We start from the raw sequence: 17,439 nt of genomic DNA on the forward strand, positions 1-17,439 counted from the left end.
GCGGATTTGAAACCGATGGATCAGCTCTCGGCAATGCGCGTCTTCATTCGCGTCGTGGAGACGGGCAATTTCACCCGCGCCGCCGACATGCTCGCCATGCCCAAGGCGACGGTGACCAATCTCATACAGGGCCTGGAAGCGCATTTGCGCACCAAGCTTTTGAATCGGACCACGCGCCGGGTCATGGTGACCACGGACGGCGCGCTTTATTACGAACGCGCCGCCCAGATCATTTCGGAACTGGAGGAGCTCGATGGCAGCCTTTCCAATTCGCAGAGCTTGCCGAGCGGACGACTGCGTGTCGAAATGGCCGGCGCTTTCGCCGATTGGATCGTCGTTCCGGCGCTTTGCGATTTCTATCAGCGTTATCCCGATATCCGTATCGACCTCGGTGTCGGCGACCGCACGGTCGATTATCTTGCGGAAAATGTCGATTGCGCCCTGCGGGCCGGCACCCCGGCCGACCAATCGCTGATTGCGCGGCGCGTCTCCGAAGTCGAAATGATCACCTGTGCTTCGCCGAGCTACATCCAGAAATTCGGCATGCCCGAGCGGCCGGAGGATCTGGAGGCGGATCATTACACCGTCAACTATTTCCGCGCCCAGAACAACCGGACGCTGCCCTTCGAATTCCGCCGGCACAACGAGGTGATCGAGACTAGTCCGCGTTACATCGCCTCGGTCAACGATAGCCGCACCTATCTGACGGCGGCGCTGACGGGCCTCGGCATCGCGCAGGTACCGATCTTCATGGCGCGCGAGCCGATGGCAAGGGGCGAACTCGTCCGCGTGCTGCCGGATTGGCGTCGCGATCCGCTGCCGCTCTATGTCGTCTATCCGCCGAACCGCCACCTCAGCAACAAGGTCCGCGTCTTCGTAGACTGGCTGGTGAAGCTTCTGGTCGAGGCGAGACTGAACGACGTCTGAGCGCCAAGACAAATACGGCCCGGAAGGCAGGGGAAACCTTCGACGGGCCACAATCTTCAACTTTGAACATCAAGCCTGTCGCACCGTAGCAAAGGCGCGGCAGGCTCTGGAGGTTCGCGAAGAGAACGGCAGGGAATTCCATTCTCTCGCGATAAAGCAGATATACGCACTCTCCGCAGGATTATAAGGGAAAATTCCGCAGTCGCGTTCACATATTTGCGATGACGGCTTGGCTCCATGTTCCCCCGCGCGGTTGTTCCCGCGTGCAGCGGTTGGGCCGGGTTTCAATTCCCGACGGCCGGCTTCAGCAAGTCCTCGAGGCCGATGCGGCGGAACAATTCCGCCCGGACACGGTCGGCAACGCCGTTGACGATCTCGGCGCCGTCCTCGGACGGATCGATGTGGACGCGGAACGGCCGGGTGCCGAAGGGCTTGCCGACGACATCGACGATGGCGACGGCAACCGCGCCGGCATCGGCGTCGGCAGGTTCGAGCGCTGCCAGGCCCTGCAGCGCCTGCTCCGGCACGCCCTTGTAGGGTCCTTCATTGTATTCGGCGGCGCGGGCCGTATCATCAGGCGAGCCGGAATGGGCGAAATGGTTGGTGCCTTTGGTGAAGGCGCCGGGCACGATGATCGAGGTCTCGATGCCCCAGCGGGTCAGCTCGCCGGCATAGGAGACGGCAAGTGAATCCATCGCCGCCTTGGCGGCGAAATAGGGCGAGAGGTAGGGAGGCGTGCCACCGCGGCTGCTCGACGACGATACCCAGACCACCAGGCCCCTGCCCTGCTTGCGCAGATACGGAAGTGCCGCGCGGTTGACGCGTTGGGTGGAGAGCACGTTGATGTCGAAGAGCTCGGCGAACTGTTCCGGCGTGAAAGCTTCGGCCGGGCCGAAGGACATATGGCCGGCATTGTGGATGATGACATCGAGGCGGCCTACATCGGTGATGATCCTGGCGATACCTGATACAACCGACGCGTCGGAGGCGACATCGAGTTCGACCGAGCGCAGATCGACGTTGTTGTTCCTGGCGAATTCAGCCACATCGGCGACGGCCGGAGCGTTGCGGCCTTCCGTGCCGCGCATGCCGGCATAGACGGTATGGCCGGCCTTGGCGAGGGCGCGGGCGGTGAGAGCGCCGAAACCGCTGGAAGCGCCGGTGATGACGATGACTTGCTTGCTCATGATCCTAGTCCTTCTGGATTCGATTGCCTGATTGAGAAATGAAAATTTGAATGAGCGGCGGCCGAAAGCCGCCGTCTTGGTCAGATCACGCCGCCATTGGCGCGCAGCGTCTGGCCGTTGATCCAGCCGCCGTCCGGGCCGGCGAGGAAGGCAACTGCAGATGCGATGTCTTCCGGTGTGCCGAGGCGTTCCAGCGGGTTCATCTTCGCCGTGCGGGCGATGACTTCGTCCGACTTGCCGTTGAGGAAAAGGTCGGTGGCGACAGGACCGGGCGCGACGGCGTTGACGGTGATGTTGCGGCCGCGCATCTCCTTGGCCATGATCGCCGTCAGCGTTTCCACGGCAGCCTTGGTCGCGGCATAGACGCCGTAGGTTTCGAGCTTCAGGCCGACGACTGAGGTCGAGAAGTTGACGACCCGGCCGCCGTCACGCAGACGCTTGGCAGCCTCGCGCAACGTATTGAAGGTGCCCTTCAGATTGACGCCGATCTGCCGATCGAAATTGGCGTCATCGGCCTCCGCAAGCGAAGAGAGCATCATGATGCCGGCATTGTTGATAAGCACATCGACACCGCCGAAGGCGGTTTCCGCGGCATCGAACATGCGGCGGACGGCTTCGGCATCGCTGACATCGGCTTTCGCCGTCAGCGCCCTGCCGCCGGCCTGCTCGATCTCCTGGGCCAATTCCTCGGCCGGAGCGGCATTACCGGAATAATTGATGACGACGGTGAAACCGTCCTTGGCGAGGCGTCGGGCGACTACCGCTCCAATGCCGCGGGAAGCGCCGGTGACCAGTGCTACCTTGCCGTTTTCTTTGGAAGCCATTGTCCTTCTCCTTCATCCTGCGCCGCAGCGCGTTTTCGATGAGGAGAAGATGCGCCTTTTCCTTCTGCGGATAATCTGGCATTCTTCGGCATCACTATCCGGGAATAACGAACAAACAGATGGACAGATTTGATGCCATGCGCGTGTTTTGCCGTGTCGTGGAACGCCGCAGCTTCACTCTTGCCGCCGAAGACACCGGTCTGCCGCGCTCGACCGTCACCGATGCGGTAAAGGGGCTCGAGGCCCGCCTCGGCGTGCGCCTGCTCCAGCGCACGACACGCCATGTCAGTCCGACGCTTGACGGCGAGGCCTATTACCAGCGCTGCCTGTCGATCCTTGCCGATATCGAGGGTGCCGAAGGCGCTTTCGCCGGCGCCAAGCCAAAAGGCCTGCTGCGCGTCGATGTGCACGGCACACTCGCTCGCCATTTCGTACTGCCGAGCCTGCCGTCCTTCCTGGAGACCTATCCTGAGATTGAATTCTACATGAGCGAGGGCGACCGGCTAGTCGATCTCGTGCGCGAAGGCATCGATTGCGTGCTGCGCGTCGGCACGCCTGGGGATAGCGACATGGTCGCCCGGCGCGTCGCCATGCTTGATGAGGTGACACTCGCCTCTCCCGATTATATCGCCACCCGTGGCCTGCCGCAGCATCCCCACCGGCTTGCCGGCCATCGCATGGTCGGCTTCCGCTCCAGCAGCACGGGCACCCTGCTGCCGCTCGAATTCATCGTCGACGGCACGGTGCGTAACGTCACCATTCCCGCCACCGTCGCGGTCAACGCCGCCGAAAGCTATATTTCAGCGGCGAGGATGGGCCTCGGCATGATTCAGATCCCGCGCTATCACGCTGAAAAAGACCTGGCCGAGGGAACGCTGATCCATGTATTGCAGGATTTTCCGCTGACTCCGACACCGGTTTCCCTGCTCTACCCCCGCAACCGCCAGCTTTCGCCGCGCGTGCGCGTCTTCATCGACTGGCTGGTAAAGGTCTTCGCTCGACAAAATTCCGAAAACGCGCTTCACTAAAATACGCCTTGCTAATAAGAGCGCCCTCGGAGAACAGCCATGGCACTCAACGATATCACCGTCTACCAGACGGAAGACGGCTTCGTCGTCGAATTCGGCGGCGAGGGCGAAGACAGCATTGCCGTGACGCTGAGGAGCACGCCTGAACTGACCTCGGAAAACGCCGTCTTGCGGGCCAAGGCCCTGCTTGCTGCGGCAATCGAACCTGCCCATGGCGACGGCGCGCGCAGCAAGGATCCTGCTTTGCTCGAAGAAGAGCTGGAGGAGGGTCTGGAAGATTCCTTTCCGGCGAGCGACCCGGTATCGGTCACATCATCCTCGATCCCGATGCGCGATCCGAATGCCGGCCGCTGATGTCTTTGGCCGAAAAACATGAAGCGGTTTCGGGATGACGGCGAGCGCGCTGAATGTTATCTGCGTCTGATATGACCGATGGTGGAACGATATCAGGTGCGATCGGCGCCGGCACGCTCACCGGCGAAAGCCTCAGGAAGTTTTTCGAACGCGATGCGATCGCCGTCTCCCGCGACCTGCTCGGCTGCCATCTGACCGTGGATGGCGTCGGCGGGCGCATCACCGAGACCGAAGCCTATTTCCCCGATGACGAGGCCTCGCACAGCTTCCGCGGCCCGACCAAGCGCAATGGCGCCATGTATGGCAAGCCGGGCAATGTCTATATCTACCGCATCTACGGCATGTACTGGTGTCTGAATTTCGTCTGCCATCCGGGCTCGGCTGCACTCATCCGCGCCCTGGAGCCGGAAACGGGAATCCCTCTGATGATGGAGCGGCGCGGCACCGATATGCTGACGTCGCTCTGCAGCGGTCCCGGCAAGCTCTGCCAGGCGCTTGGCATCGATATCGGGATCAATGACCGGCTGCTTGATCGCCCGCCCTATGCGATCGCGCCGTCGGCCCCGGTGCCGATCGTCTCGGGAAAACGCATCGGCATCACGAAAAATGCCGAAGCTCCATGGCGCTTCGGCATTCAGGGATCGCGTTTTCTCAGCAAGCCGTTTCGCTAGAGCATGATGCCGAAAAGTGTAAGCGGTTTTCGCGCGACATCATGCTCCAACTATTTAATTTATAAGAAAATTCCAGGAAAAGTGCGAAGCGGTTTTTCGTCCGGAATTGCGCGAATCTGGAGTTCATTCCATGACGGCGCTGTGGTCGACGGCGGGTGCTGCCTTCGGCTTGCGCAGCAGCAGCACCAGCGGAATGACCGCAAGCGACATCAGCATCAGCAGCTTGAAATCGTCCATGTAGGCGATGATCGTCGCTTGCAGCGTGATGATCTCGTTGAGCGAAGCACGGCCGGCCGCCGTCACCGGGCTCAGCCCCTGCGCCGCCACCGCATTGAAGGCGTGGTTAAACGGCGTCACATAGGCCGCGATCGATTCATGATTGCTCTGCGTGTTCTCGACGATCAGCGCCGAGACGATCGAGATGCCGACCGCCGAGCCGATGTTTCGCGACAGGTTGTAGAGACCGGTGCCGTCGCCGCGCATATGGGCGGGCAGCGTGGAAAAAGCGATCGTCGTCAGCGGCACGAACAGAAAGCCGAGGCCGGCGCCCTGGATGAAGCCGACCGAGACGATCGTCCATTGCGAGACGTCGGGTGTCCAGCCGGTCATGTCGTACATCGCCCATGCGGTGAGCCCCAGGCCGAGCGCCAGCAACGCGCGCGTATCGACCTTGCCGACCAGCCGCCCGACGATGAACATGCAGAGCATGGTGCCGAGCCCGCGCGGCCCCATGACGATGCCGGCTGTGATAACGGGATAGCCCATCAGCGTCTGCAGATAGGGCGTCATCAGCGCCAGTGAGGCGAGATAGGTAATGCCGACCACGAAGATGAAGATCATGCTGATCGAGAAGTTTTGATCGAGGAACAGCTTCGGGTTCACGAAGGATTTCTCCGCCGTCAGAGTATGCACGATCAGCAGATAGAAGGCTGAGGCGCAGATCAACGCCTCGAGCATGATCTCACCGGACGAGAACCAGTCGAGCTGCTCGCCGCGGTCGAGGAAGAGCTGCAGCGCGGCGATGCCGAGGCTCATCATCCCGAAGCCGAACCAGTCCAGTTTGGCGAGCAGATCCCTCTTGGTCTCGGTGACGTAGACGACGATGCCCATGAAGGCCAGCGCGCCGATCGGCACGTTGATATAAAACACCCAGCGCCAGCTGATATTGTCGGTCAGCCAGCCGCCGATGACGGGCCCAAGCACCGGCCCGACCATGACCGAGACGCCGAAAAGGGCCATCGCCGAGCCGCGCTCCTCGACCGTGTAGATGTCGAGGAGGATGCCCTGGGAAAGCGGCACCAGCGATGCCCCAAACAGGCCCTGCAGCAGACGGAAGGCGACGATCTGGTTCAGCGATTGCGCCAGGCCGCAGAGAACGGAGGCCGCCACGAAACCGGCAATGGCGACGAGCAGCACGCGTTTGCGGCCGAACTTGGCGGCGAGAAAGCCCGACGGCGGCGTCATGATTGCCGCCGCGACGATATAGGAAGTCAGCACCCAGTTGATCTGGTCGGCAGAGGCCGACACGCTGCCCTGGATATAGGGCAGCGCCACGTTGGCGATCGTCGTGTCCAGCGCCTGCATGATGACGGCGAGAATGACGCAGGCCGTGATCGCACCGCGATTGGCAATCGGCGTCACCGGAGAAGCGGAAGCGTTACTCATGATCCTTGCCCTGAGGCCGACCCAGAAGCTTGTTGACGAAATCAGGCAGGCCGCGGGCATGGCCGGTCTCGACATCGACCACCGTACTCATGCCGACACGTAGCGGCGGCTTGCCTTCGGTGTCCTCGATGCTGACGCGCATCGGAATGCGCTGCACGACCTTCACCCAGTTGCCCGTGGTGTTTTGCGCCGGCAGCAGCGAGAAGCTGGAGCCGGAGGCCGGGCTGATGCTCTCGACCTTGCCCTTCCATGTCACGCCGGGATAGGTGTCGATATAGATCTCGGCCGTCTGGCCGGGCTTGACGTAGGTGAGTTCGGTTTCCTTCGGGCTGGCGGCGATCCACAGATGGTCGGTGGCAACAAGCGAGAAGGCTTGCTGCGAAGCCTGCAGATAAGAGCCGACCTGCAGCGCGTTGACATTGGTGACGATGCCGTCGAACGGCGCCTTGACGACGCTGTGGTCGAGTTCGCGCTGGGCATTGTCGACATTCGACTTGGCCTGCAGGTAGAGCGGGTTTTCCTCGGCCGGCTGGTCGGCATTGCCGCCGAGCTGGGCGAGCGTCGTTGCGGCTTCCGCCTTGGCGACGGTCACCTTCTGCTGCGCGGCTTCCAGATTGTGCTTGGCTTCGTCATAGGCCGACTGCGTCGCGCTGCCGTTGTTGACGAGGTTTTGCTGCCGGTCAAACTGATCCTGATAATAAGGCAGATCGGCTTGCGCCTGCGTGATCTCGGCAAGCGACTGCTGATAGCTGGCCTTGAGATTCATGATCTGGTTGCGCTGCGCGCCGAGCTGCGCCTTGGCGCCATCGAGCGCGATCTTGAAAGAATCCGACCGCAGGCTGAAGAGCACCTGCCCCGTCTTGACCGCCTCGTTCTCATGCACGTTGATCTGGTCGACGATGCCCGAGACATCGGTGGTAAGCCCGACCATATCGGCCTGGATATAGGCGTTGTCGGTCGACATCACCTGGCCGCCATTGACGTAATAATAACCGCCGACGACGAGCGCCACCGGCAGCAGGGCAAACAGGATCGGCCGCGTGGGACTGCGCCGGCGGCGGACCTTGTTGCCGCCAGGCGCAGCCACGGCGGCAGCCGGCGCTGAATTGGATGAAGGCGCTTCGGCTACCGTTTCCTGCTGTTTCGCTTCGTTTCCTTCGACAGGAGTCTTGGTCTTGGTCTTGGTCTTGGTCTTGGCGTCGGCAACGACGCGGAGGGGGGATTGATCAGCCATCGTTCGTCTCATTCTCGTCAACCGGGCTCCGGCATGCCTGAACCAGGTTCGTCTTCATTACGGATAGGATGTGGAAAAGCAGCTCGCGCTGCTCGGCCGAAACGCCTTGCAACGCTTCTGCGCGGGTGGTGTCGCCGAGCTCGCGCATTTCGGCGAGCAACGGGTGCGCCTCGTCGCGCATATAGAGCAGCCAGATGCGCCGGTCGGTCGGGTGCTGGCGGCGCTCGATCAGCCCGCGCTCGGCGAGCTTGTCGAGAATGCGCACCAGCGTGATCGGCTCGACTTCCAGGATTTCGGCAAGGCCGCCCTGATGGATGCCTTCATTGTTCGAGAGATAGGCAAGCGTCTGCCATTGCGACCGGGTCAGCCCAAGGCACTTCGCGCGCTGCTCGAACCGCTTGCGCAGCAGCCGTGCGACGTCGTGGAGAAGGAAACCGAGGGTCGGAGTGGCGTTCATGAAAACCTGTAACCATTATTTATAAGCATACTTATAATATCAGTAGATATATTGAGCATGCGCGCCGCACAAGGGTATGGACGGCAGATTCAGCAGCGGCGGCTAAAATGCCGCAGATCAGGTCAAACATATCCTACGGTTCCTCCTTTCGCCGCTTGCAGGCGCCGACAGTAGCCGCAGCCGAGTTCCGCCCTAATTCTGCGGCAGGAACAGCCTCCGCCGGAGGTGCGCATTGGGGAGCTCTATGGCGTTCTTCGAAAGCATGCTGACGCTGCTGCTGGTGGCGATCGTCTTTCTGCAATTCTCCAGGAAGTTCCGGATCCCTTATCCGACAATGCTGGCGATCGCCGGCGTCATCGTCGCGGCCGTGCCCTGGGCGCCGGAGGTCGCGATCGATCCCGAGCTGGCGCTGGCGCTGCTGATCGCGCCCGTGCTCTTCGACGCCGCCTATGATCTGCCGCCGAGGACGTTGAGGCGCAACTGGCTGCCGTTATTCTCGCTCGCCGCCATTGCCGTGATCCTGACGGCCGCAGCCGTCGCCACCGTCAGCGTGACGATGGCCGGCCTGCCGCTTGCCGCAGCCGTGGCACTCGGCGCCATCGTCGCGCCGCCGGATGCGGCAGCCGCGACCGCCATGCTCGACCGCTTCACCCTGCCGCGCCAAACCTATGTGATCCTGAAGGGTGAAAGCCTCCTGAACGACGCCGTGGCGCTACTGATCTTCAGCGCTGCGGTGGCAGCCGCCGCAAGTCCCGCCTTCTTCGCCGGCGCCCTGGCGGAGCTGGCGCTCGCCGTGCCTGGCGGCCTCATCCTCGGCTATCTCATGGGCCGTCTCTACATGGTCGTCGGCCTGAGGCTTGCCGGCACGCTCGGCGGCACCCTGCTCGAATTCGTCGCCACCTTCGGCACCTGGATCATCGCCGAGCGGCTGCACCTTTCGGCAATTCTGGCGATCGTCGTCTATGCGATGGTGATTGCCCGCTACATGCCCGAGCGGCAGACGGCCCGCCACCGCATTCATTCCTATTCGGTCTGGGAAGCCGCAGTCTTTCTGCTCAACGTGCTCGCTTTCCTGCTGATGGGCCTGCAGGCCCGTCAGATCGTCCTCGACCTCGATCCCGGCCGTCTGAATTTCGCGATCACTTTCGCCGCCATGGTCTTCGTCACCGTCATCGTCGTCCGCCTGGCCTGGGTGCTCTTCTATAACCGCGTCATCAACTTTCTCGCCGCGCGCGGACGCACGACACAAGCCGTTCCGACCTTCGCGACCAGCCTGCTTGCCGGCTGGTGCGGCATGCGCGGCCTCGTCACGCTGGCGACCGCGCTCGCTTTGCCGATCGACTTCCCCGATCGCGACATCATCCTGCTCTGCGCGCTCGCCGTCGTTCTCGGCACGCTCATTGTCCAGGGCCTGACGCTCGGGCCGCTGATCCGTTTCCTGAAATTCGATCCGGACACCTCCCTGGATCGCGACCTCGCCAGGGCCCGCGTCACGTTGATCGATGCGGCCCTTGCCGAACTCGCCGGCGGCGAGGACAAATCCACTCGCATCCTGCGCGACGTCTACACTTCCGAACGCGAAATCACCGCTGACGGGAAACACCCGCGCGAGGTCAGCAGGCTCGACAAGCAGCGCCGCAACGTCATCGTCGCCAAACGCCGCAGACTGGCGGCGATGCGCCGCGCCGACGAGATCGACGACGATGTCTTTCACATGCTGGAACAGGAGCTCGACTGGGCCGAACTCGCCGCCCTGCCGCCCGGCAGAGACGAGATCGTCGAGAGCTGATGCCTTCTGTGAAGTTTTGATGGATTCCGGAACCGTTACCAATTGGCATTTGCAATTTTTCGCCGCTGCCGTTTATAGTCCAATTCCATAGGGTTACGATTTTTCGGATGTGCATTGCGTGCCGGCCTTCCTTTTCCAAGGGATTGAACGCCGGGGGAATCATGGGGGCAGAGGCCCTCGTTCAAAGCAGCAAGACATGAACAGCATCACTTCATCTTGAGGTTGGCGGCAGTGAATCGGCCGTCGAGATTGGAGGACCGGTATGACTTACGCGCTTCGACAGATGGTGGTGCTTGGCTGTATTGCCGCATTCATGCCTCTCCCCGCACTGGCCCAGAGCGCCCCACCACCCCCGCCCGTCACCGTTGCCAAGCCGGTCGTTCGCGATGTCGTCGACAGCGACGAGTTCATCGGCCGCTTCGAGCCGGTCGACGAGGTCTCGGTTCGCTCGCGCGTCGGTGGTTACCTGCAGGAAATTCATTTCCAGGACGGCGCATTGGTCAAGCAGGGCGACCTGCTCTTCGTCATCGATCAGCGGCCGTTCGTAACCGCGCTCAATCAGGCAAAGGCCACACTCGAATCGGCGCAATCCGCCCTGGTCTTTGCCGACGCGCAATATAAGCGCACGCAATCGCTAACTTCGAGCGGCAGCCAGTCAGCCCAGACGCTGGATGATCGCCGCCGCGAATTCGATTCGGCCGAGGCCAATGTCCGCGGCGCACAGGCCGCAGCCGACCGCGCCTCTCTCGACATGGAATATACCGAGATCAAGGCGCCGCTCAGCGGCCGCATCGACCGCCGGCTGATCTCGGCCGGCAACCTTGTGCAGACCGACCAGACTGTGCTGACGACGATCGTTTCGCTCGATCCGATCGATTTTTATTTCGACGTCGACGAGCGCCGCCTGCTGAATTTCGCCGACACCGCGCGCAAACTGGGCAAGGATCTGCAGCAGGGCGGTGGCGGACTTGATGTGTCCGTCACGATCTCGGATCCCAGTGCCAAACCGTTCAAGGGAAAGCTCGATTTCGCCGAGAACCGGGTCGACAATGAGAGTGGCACCATTCGTCTGCGTGCCCGCTTCCCCAATCCTGATCTCGTCCTTCAGCCCGGCCTGTTCGGTCGAATACAGGTCGAAGCCTCCAACACCTACCAGGCCATTCTCGTCCCCGACGAGGCCATCGGCTCGGACCAGAATGAGCGCGTCGTTTATGTCGTCGCCGAAGACGGCACGGTTTCGACCAAGCCCGTAAGGCCCGGACCGCGCCTCTACGGCTACCGCGTCATACGCGAGGGTCTTGATGGCACCGAGACGATCATCGTCAACGGCCTGATGCGCGCCCGGCCGGGCGCAAAGATCACGCCTCAGATGACCGAACTGCCGCAGGAGCGGCAGGACGCTCCGCCGGAAACTGCCGGCGCGGAGAGCGGACAATGAGATTTGCTCATTTTTTCGTGGACCGGCCGATCTTTGCGGCCGTCATCTCGATCCTTTTTCTCGTTGTCGGCAGCATTGCCTACACGCAATTGCCGGTATCGCAGTATCCGGAGATAGCGCCGCCGACCATCGTCGTGCGCACCTCCTATCCGGGTGCCGACCCGCAGACGATCGCCGATACCGTTTCGACGCCGCTCGAACAACAGATCAACGGCGTCGAAGACATGCTTTATATGTCTTCCTACTCCAGCGCCGACGGCGCCATGTCGCTGACGATCACCTTCAAGCTCGGCACCGATCTCGACAAGGTCCAGGTGCTCGTCCAGAACCGCGTTTCCATCGCCCTTCCCCGTCTTCCCGAGGAAGTCCAGCGGCTTGGCGTGACCACCGACAAAAGCTCACCGGATCTGATGATGGTGGTGCACCTGCTTTCGCCATCGCACCGCTATGACCAGCTTTACGTCTCGAATTACGCCCGCAACCGCATCCGCGACGTTCTCGTGCGCCTTGACGGCGTCGGCGACGTGCAGATTTTTGGCGAACGCCAGTATTCGATGCGAATCTGGCTGGATCCGGAAAAGCTCTCCGCTTACGGGATGACATCCGATGACGTCGTCTCCGCGTTGAGAGATCAGAACGTCCAGGTTTCAGGCGGCAAGATCGGGGCCCCGCCCGTCACCGGCAAGAATGCATTCGAATATACGGTGCGAACGGACGGCCGCTTCTCCGACGTGCGCGAGTTCCGATATGTCATTGTGAAATCGACGACATCGGGCCGCCTCGTGCAGTTGCAGGATGTCGCCCGGATAGAACTCGGCGCACAGGATTACGTCACCAACAGTTATCTCAACAACGATCCCGCAGTGGCTCTCGGCATCTTCGCCCGGCCGGGAACCAACGCACTGGACACGGCCCATCAAGTCCAGACGCTCATGAAGGACATATCCCAGAATTTCCCGCCGGGTCTGGAATATCGTATCGTCTACGACACGACCGAATTCATCTCGGATTCGATTACCGAGGTCTATAGAACCATTGCAGAAGCGGCCATCCTGGTGGCGATCGTCGTTCTTGTCTTCCTGCAATCCTGGCGAACCGCAATCATACCGATCATTGCCATCCCGGTATCGCTGATCGGCACCTTCGCGGTTCTGCTCGCCTTCGGCTTCTCGCTCAACATGCTCACTTTGTTCGGCCTTGTCCTAGCGATCGGGATCGTCGTGGATGACGCGATCGTGGTGGTGGAAAACGTCGAGCGCAATCTGGCGCGCGGCATGACGCCGAAGCAGGCGTCCCATGTCACGATGGACGAAGTCGGAACCGCCGTCGTCGCCATCTCGCTGGTGCTGATCGCCGTGTTCGTCCCGACAGCCTTCATTCCAGGAATCTCTGGCCAGTTCTACAGGCAGTTCGCGGTGACGATCTCCGTCACCACTGCAATTTCCGCATTGAATTCGCTCACACTGTCGCCCGCACTCGCAGGCATATTGCTGAAAGCCCATGACCACGAAACCAAACGCATGAATGTCGCATCCCGTCTGGGGAGAGGGCTTGCGGACGGCTTCAATCATGGATTCGATCGGCTAAGCTCCGGCTATTCATGGACCGTTCGGCATCTGGTCAGCAGTTGGGTGGGCTTGACTGCCGCGATGGTCACGTTCGTCTGCCTGCTCGGAGCGACATGGTATATGGGCACGAAAGTTCCCGCGGGCTTTATTCCGACCATGGACCAGGGTTACGCAATCATCGTCATACAGCTTCCTGATGGAGCCTCGCTCGCGCGTACCGACGCCGTCGTCAAACAGGTGGGCGATATCGCCCGCACCGTGCCCGGCGTCGGCAATGCCGTGCAATTTGCCGGCTTCAGCGGGGCGACGTTCACCAATGCCTCAAATGCCGGCGTCGTCTTCGTTCCATTCAAATCCTTTGCCGAACGTGAAGAAGGCGGCGAGAACGCCAACAAGATCATCGGCGAGCTTTACGGAAAGCTGCAAAGCATCCAGGAAGCCTTCATCATCGCCATTCCACCGCCATCCGTGCGTGGCGTCGGCAATTCCGGCGGCTTCAAGATGCAGATTTCCGATCTCGAAAACGCCGATATGACTCGCGTGCTCGGCCTCGCCCGGCAGATGATGGGTGCGGCGGCAACGACCGAGGGGCTGACCGGCGTCTTTACGACATTTTCGGATGCCAGCCCGCAATACTTCCTGGCGATCGACCGCGACAAGGCGCGTTTCCTGAATGTGCCGATCCCCAATATCTTCAACGCCCTTTCCATCAATCTCGGCGTCGCCTATGTGAACGATTTCAATGCGTTCGGCCGCGTCTATCAGGTTCGCGCCCAGGCCGACCGGCAGTACCGCATGGACAGGGAAGACATCCTCGCCCTGAAGGTCCGGTCGGCGACCGGGGCGCTGGTTCCGCTTGGAACCTTGATGGACATCCAGGATGCCAGCGGCCCGGCGCTTGTCCAGCGCTACAACATGTATGTCTCGGTGCCGCTTCAGGGCAATCCGACGCCTGGAACGTCAACGGGCGATGCCATCGCCAAGATGGAGGCCTTAGCGGCGAAAATCCTGCCGCAGGGGACGACCTTCGAATGGACCGAGCTCGCCTATCAGGAGACCCACACCGGCAACACCGCCATCTACATCTTCGCCCTGTCTGTCGTCTTCGTCTTCCTGGCGCTGGCGGCGCAATATGAAAGCTGGGTTCTGCCGCTCGCGATCATTCTCATCGTCCCGCTTGCGGTGCTCGCGGCGCTGATCGGGGTCTCGCTGAGGGGAATGGACAACAATGTCCTGACGCAGATCGGCCTGATCGTTCTGATCGGCCTTGCGGCCAAGAACGCCATTCTGATCGTCGAGTTCGCCAGGCAGGCGGAGGACGAGGGCAAATCGCCGGTAGAGGCGGCCATCGAGGCCAGCCATCTTCGCCTGCGCCCGATCCTGATGACGGCATTCGCCTTCATTTTCGGTGTTCTGCCGCTCGCCATCGCCACCGGCCCCGGCGCCGAAATGCGCCAGTCGCTCGGCACCGCCGTCTTCTCGGGCATGCTCGGCGTGACGATCTTTGGCCTGTTTCTGACGCCGGTCTTCTACGTCGTGCTGCGCGGCTGGCGCCGCAAGCGGCCGGCCACTGTAGAGCCAGCGAAGACGGAGCCGGTCGAGCAAGGGGTCGTCTGAGACGATCCCACCCGGCTCTGCGCGCCGCGCGTCTTTTCAGACGCGCAAAGGACGCTGCAACACCTTGAATCGACGCATAGGCTTGGGAACCAGTGACAAAAGTCAGGTCGAAAACAGATGCACCTTGCCCTGCCACAAGCGGGCGACGGTGAGTTTGCCGCTGCGATAGGCGCGCGTATCGAGATTGAGCCGCCTCGGCCGTATGTCGGGTTCATCGTTCGGCGTATGACCGTGAACGAAGAGTTTCGGCAACGGCACCCGGCTTTCGAGAAACCGCTGGCGGATGATGACCAGATCCTCGTCCGTCTGCTCACTGAGCCGCAGCTTCGGATTGATGCCGGCATGCACGAAAATCACGCTCGGGGTCTCCAGCAGGACAGGCATCGCCCGCATGAAATCGATATGCGTACGCGGCAGCGATTGGCGGATGAAGGCATCGAGCTTCGCGCCGGAGGGAAAGACCAGCGGTAGATGCTCCGGATCGAGGCCATAGGATTTGAGCGACTCCGCCGACCCCATCTGCATCCAATCGTCATAGGAGATCCAGCCATCGATATAGTCCAGCATGGCGACTTCGTGATTGCCGGCAAGGCAGATGCGGTCGAATCCATCAGGCGGAGGCTCCATCAGATGGGTGATGACCTGTGCCGATTCAGGGCCGCGGTCGATATAGTCGCCGAGCGTGACTATCAGCTTTCGCCCGGGCAGCCGCGCGCCATCCCGCAGGATCGCCGCTTCGGCTTTCACAAGCAGATCGTACCGACCGTGAATATCGCCGATCGCATAGGTTGGGATAGCGGCAATATCCAGCGTCAGGCGCGGTCTCGGCTGGCGCGCCATTTTCGAAACCTCGCTGCTGCGAGCACGAGAGTCGCTCATCATATTTCTCGATCAAGGAAGCCCCACGTCACCGTAAGTAGAGTAAAGGACAAGGCAATCAAGCTGGTAAGAAAATCCAAACCATTCTGGTTTTGTAGAAAAACCGGCCTTATCATTTGAGGGGCAATCCCTCACTCCTGTATCTGTCGAAAAAGAGTGGCCAATGGGAACGGTATCGCAGTTTCATCAGAGCCTGAGGCCTCCCGCGCATCGCATCGAAAGCGAAGAGGAGGTGATATCCACGGCCCGCGACCTCGCCGCTGCATTCCGGCATCAGGCGAGCGAGCGTGATATCAACCGCATCCTGCCCTTTGCCGAGCTGGACGCGCTGTCGGTATCGGGGCTGACGGCAATCGCTGTTCCGCCAGACCATGAAGGGCTCGACGTGTCGAACGCCCTGCTCGCCGAAATCGTTGCGATCATCGCCGAGGGCGATGCATCGATCGGCGAGGCGCTGGAAAGTCATTTTTCTGCGCTGGAAACGCTCCGCACTCAGGCTGCCGAGGATTTGAAGGCATCGCTGTTTGCCCGCGCGCTGCTCGGTGACCGCTTCGCGGGCGCCGCCTTCATCGACGGGGCCGAACTGACCGCCGAAGGTCCGGGCTACCGCCTGAGCGGGCGCACGCGGCAGGGACCTGGCATTCTCTTCGCTGACTGGATCGCCGCTGCCGCCACCGCTCCGCCCAGCCGCCCGGTGACGCTCTACCTCGCAGGCGCTGAGGAAGGCGTGCAGGTGGTCGACGATTGGGACGGCTTCGGCCAGCGCACCAATGGCTCGGCGACGGCGATCGTCGGCACGCTTCATGTCAATGCCGATGCGATTGCCCCTGCCCCCTCGTCCGGACATTCGACCGCCATCTCGCTCGGCCTGCTGCTCAAGGCCGGCGTCAGCCTGGGCATCGCGCGGGCCGCATGGAGCGACCTGATGATCGCAATTGGCGATCGCAGCACCAGCGTCCTCCCCGGGATCGGCGAACGCGCCATCCGTATCGAAATGGCGGCGGCAACCTTGGAACGTGCTGGCCGCAAACTCGACATTGCCCAGGTCAATCCTGTGGAGGCCGCGATGGTGGACGCGCATTTTTCCGCCTCCGCGGCCGCGATCCTTGCCGGGGAAACGGCACTCGACACCGCAAACGCGCTATTCGAACTTGCAGGGGAAACATCGGCCGGCATCGGCCTCAATCTCGACCGCCATTGGCGCAACGCCCGCATTCACGCGCTATCGCTGCCGCGGGAAAAGCTGGTGCATACCGCAGGCGAATATATGTCGAAGGTCGGCGGCGCCTAATCAGCTGGCGGCGGAGATCGGGAATTCTTCCCTCGCGCCGTCGATGCTGCCGCCATCGGCGACGAACTGCTCGAGGGTCATATTGTCGAGAATGGCGGCGATCGCGTCCCGAACATCGGTCATCGAGCGCCGCACCTGACAGGTTTCCGGATCGGCACAGTCGTCGCAGGCCTCGTAAGCCGTACGGCTGGCGCAGCGGATCGGCGCTAAGGGTCCGTCGAGCGTGCGGATGACATGGCCGATGCGAATTTCGGTTGCCGGCCGCGACAGCGAATAACCGCCGCCCGGTCCCTTCTTCGAACGCAGGATGCCGACATTGCGCAGTTCCAGCAGGATCGTATCGAGAAACTTCTTCGGGATATTGTTGCGGGCCGCGATGTCATTGATGAAGGCAGTCTCGCCCGGCGCCAGCCGTGCCAGGTCGACCAGCGCCTTCAGCCCGTATTTTCCCTTTTTCGTCAGCATCGTCGTCGCCCTGTAGAAATTGCAGTATTTATCCTGCCAATAGCA

Annotated in this window: 15 protein-coding genes; 8 read left to right on the top strand and 7 right to left on the bottom strand. The window is 61.7% G+C overall.

Annotated features, from left to right (window positions below; translation table 11 throughout):
* The first annotated feature begins 15 nt into the window (after positions 1-15).
* Positions 16-927 carry a LysR family transcriptional regulator gene (locus AC25BC_RS16985; RefSeq protein ID WP_003542399.1) on the top strand — a complete coding sequence of 304 codons (912 nt, stop codon included), beginning with the start codon at positions 16-18 and terminating at the stop codon, positions 925-927.
* A 284-nt stretch (positions 928-1,211) separates the two neighbouring features.
* Here AC25BC_RS16985 and AC25BC_RS16990 read toward each other — a convergent pair whose 3' ends face one another.
* Positions 1,212-2,114, bottom strand: coding sequence for an SDR family oxidoreductase (locus AC25BC_RS16990; protein ID WP_012758719.1), 903 nt, complete (start codon positions 2,112-2,114; stop codon positions 1,212-1,214).
* An 80-nt stretch (positions 2,115-2,194) separates the two neighbouring features.
* Entirely contained in the window at positions 2,195-2,938 is a 744-nt protein-coding gene (locus AC25BC_RS16995; RefSeq protein ID WP_012758720.1) for an SDR family oxidoreductase, read from the bottom strand.
* Positions 2,939-3,057: 119 nt separating this feature from the next.
* Here AC25BC_RS16995 and AC25BC_RS17000 point away from each other — a divergent pair, with 119 nt between their 5' ends.
* The 3 genes from AC25BC_RS17000 to AC25BC_RS17010 are packed head-to-tail and all read left to right on the top strand — an operon-like array spanning position 3,058 to position 4,991.
* On the top strand, positions 3,058-3,966 hold the full coding sequence (locus AC25BC_RS17000; protein ID WP_012758721.1) for a LysR family transcriptional regulator: 909 nt from the start codon (positions 3,058-3,060) through the stop codon (positions 3,964-3,966).
* Positions 3,967-4,005: 39 nt separating this feature from the next.
* Positions 4,006-4,320, top strand: a complete 315-nt coding sequence (locus AC25BC_RS17005; RefSeq protein WP_012758722.1) for a hypothetical protein — start codon at positions 4,006-4,008, stop codon at positions 4,318-4,320.
* Positions 4,321-4,373: 53 nt separating this feature from the next.
* Positions 4,374-4,991 (top strand): DNA-3-methyladenine glycosylase, encoded by a 618-nt coding sequence (locus AC25BC_RS17010; protein ID WP_128438265.1) that lies wholly within the window; start codon positions 4,374-4,376, stop codon positions 4,989-4,991.
* Positions 4,992-5,114: 123 nt separating this feature from the next.
* Here AC25BC_RS17010 and AC25BC_RS17015 read toward each other — a convergent pair whose 3' ends face one another.
* The 3 genes from AC25BC_RS17015 to AC25BC_RS17025 are packed head-to-tail and all read right to left on the bottom strand — an operon-like array spanning position 5,115 to position 8,347.
* On the bottom strand, positions 5,115-6,656 hold the full coding sequence (locus AC25BC_RS17015; RefSeq protein WP_012758724.1) for a DHA2 family efflux MFS transporter permease subunit: 1,542 nt from the start codon (positions 6,654-6,656) through the stop codon (positions 5,115-5,117).
* The gene (locus tag AC25BC_RS17020) at positions 6,649-7,890 is read right to left on the bottom strand and encodes an HlyD family secretion protein (RefSeq protein WP_128438266.1); all 1,242 of its coding nucleotides are present in this window, start codon (positions 7,888-7,890) and stop codon (positions 6,649-6,651) included. The genes AC25BC_RS17015 and AC25BC_RS17020 overlap by 8 nt, the downstream gene beginning before the upstream one ends.
* Complete coding sequence (locus tag AC25BC_RS17025) at positions 7,883-8,347, bottom strand: MarR family winged helix-turn-helix transcriptional regulator (protein ID WP_012758726.1); 465 nt, start codon at positions 8,345-8,347, stop codon at positions 7,883-7,885. The genes AC25BC_RS17020 and AC25BC_RS17025 overlap by 8 nt, the downstream gene beginning before the upstream one ends.
* A 244-nt stretch (positions 8,348-8,591) precedes the next feature.
* On the opposite strand from AC25BC_RS17025, the gene AC25BC_RS17030 reads away from it, so the two are divergent.
* The 3 genes from AC25BC_RS17030 to AC25BC_RS17040 all read left to right on the top strand — a co-directional run bounded on the left by AC25BC_RS17030 (position 8,592) and on the right by AC25BC_RS17040 (position 14,759).
* A complete protein-coding gene (locus tag AC25BC_RS17030) occupies positions 8,592-10,136 on the top strand; it encodes a cation:proton antiporter (RefSeq protein WP_012758727.1) in 1,545 nt (514 codons plus the stop codon).
* 262 nt (positions 10,137-10,398) lie between these two features.
* Positions 10,399-11,574, top strand: coding sequence for an efflux RND transporter periplasmic adaptor subunit (locus AC25BC_RS17035; RefSeq protein ID WP_012758728.1), 1,176 nt, complete (start codon positions 10,399-10,401; stop codon positions 11,572-11,574).
* On the top strand, positions 11,571-14,759 hold the full coding sequence (locus tag AC25BC_RS17040; protein WP_012758729.1) for an efflux RND transporter permease subunit: 3,189 nt from the start codon (positions 11,571-11,573) through the stop codon (positions 14,757-14,759). Before AC25BC_RS17035 ends, AC25BC_RS17040 begins: the two co-directional genes overlap by 4 nt.
* A gap of 102 nt (positions 14,760-14,861) precedes the next feature.
* Here the strand turns inward: AC25BC_RS17040 and AC25BC_RS17045 are convergent, their stop codons facing one another.
* A complete protein-coding gene (locus tag AC25BC_RS17045; protein WP_171815696.1) occupies positions 14,862-15,638 on the bottom strand; it encodes a metallophosphoesterase family protein in 777 nt (258 codons plus the stop codon).
* 163 nt (positions 15,639-15,801) lie between these two features.
* Here AC25BC_RS17045 and AC25BC_RS17050 point away from each other — a divergent pair, with 163 nt between their 5' ends.
* Positions 15,802-16,929 carry an acyl-CoA dehydrogenase gene (locus tag AC25BC_RS17050; RefSeq protein WP_012758731.1) on the top strand — a complete coding sequence of 376 codons (1,128 nt, stop codon included), beginning with the start codon at positions 15,802-15,804 and terminating at the stop codon, positions 16,927-16,929.
* On the opposite strand, the gene AC25BC_RS17055 is transcribed toward AC25BC_RS17050, so the two are convergent.
* The gene (locus tag AC25BC_RS17055) at positions 16,930-17,394 is read right to left on the bottom strand and encodes an RrF2 family transcriptional regulator (protein ID WP_012758732.1); all 465 of its coding nucleotides are present in this window, start codon (positions 17,392-17,394) and stop codon (positions 16,930-16,932) included.
* Positions 17,395-17,439 lie beyond the last annotated feature (45 nt).

This window comes from Rhizobium sp. WSM409 (assembly GCF_057653825.1).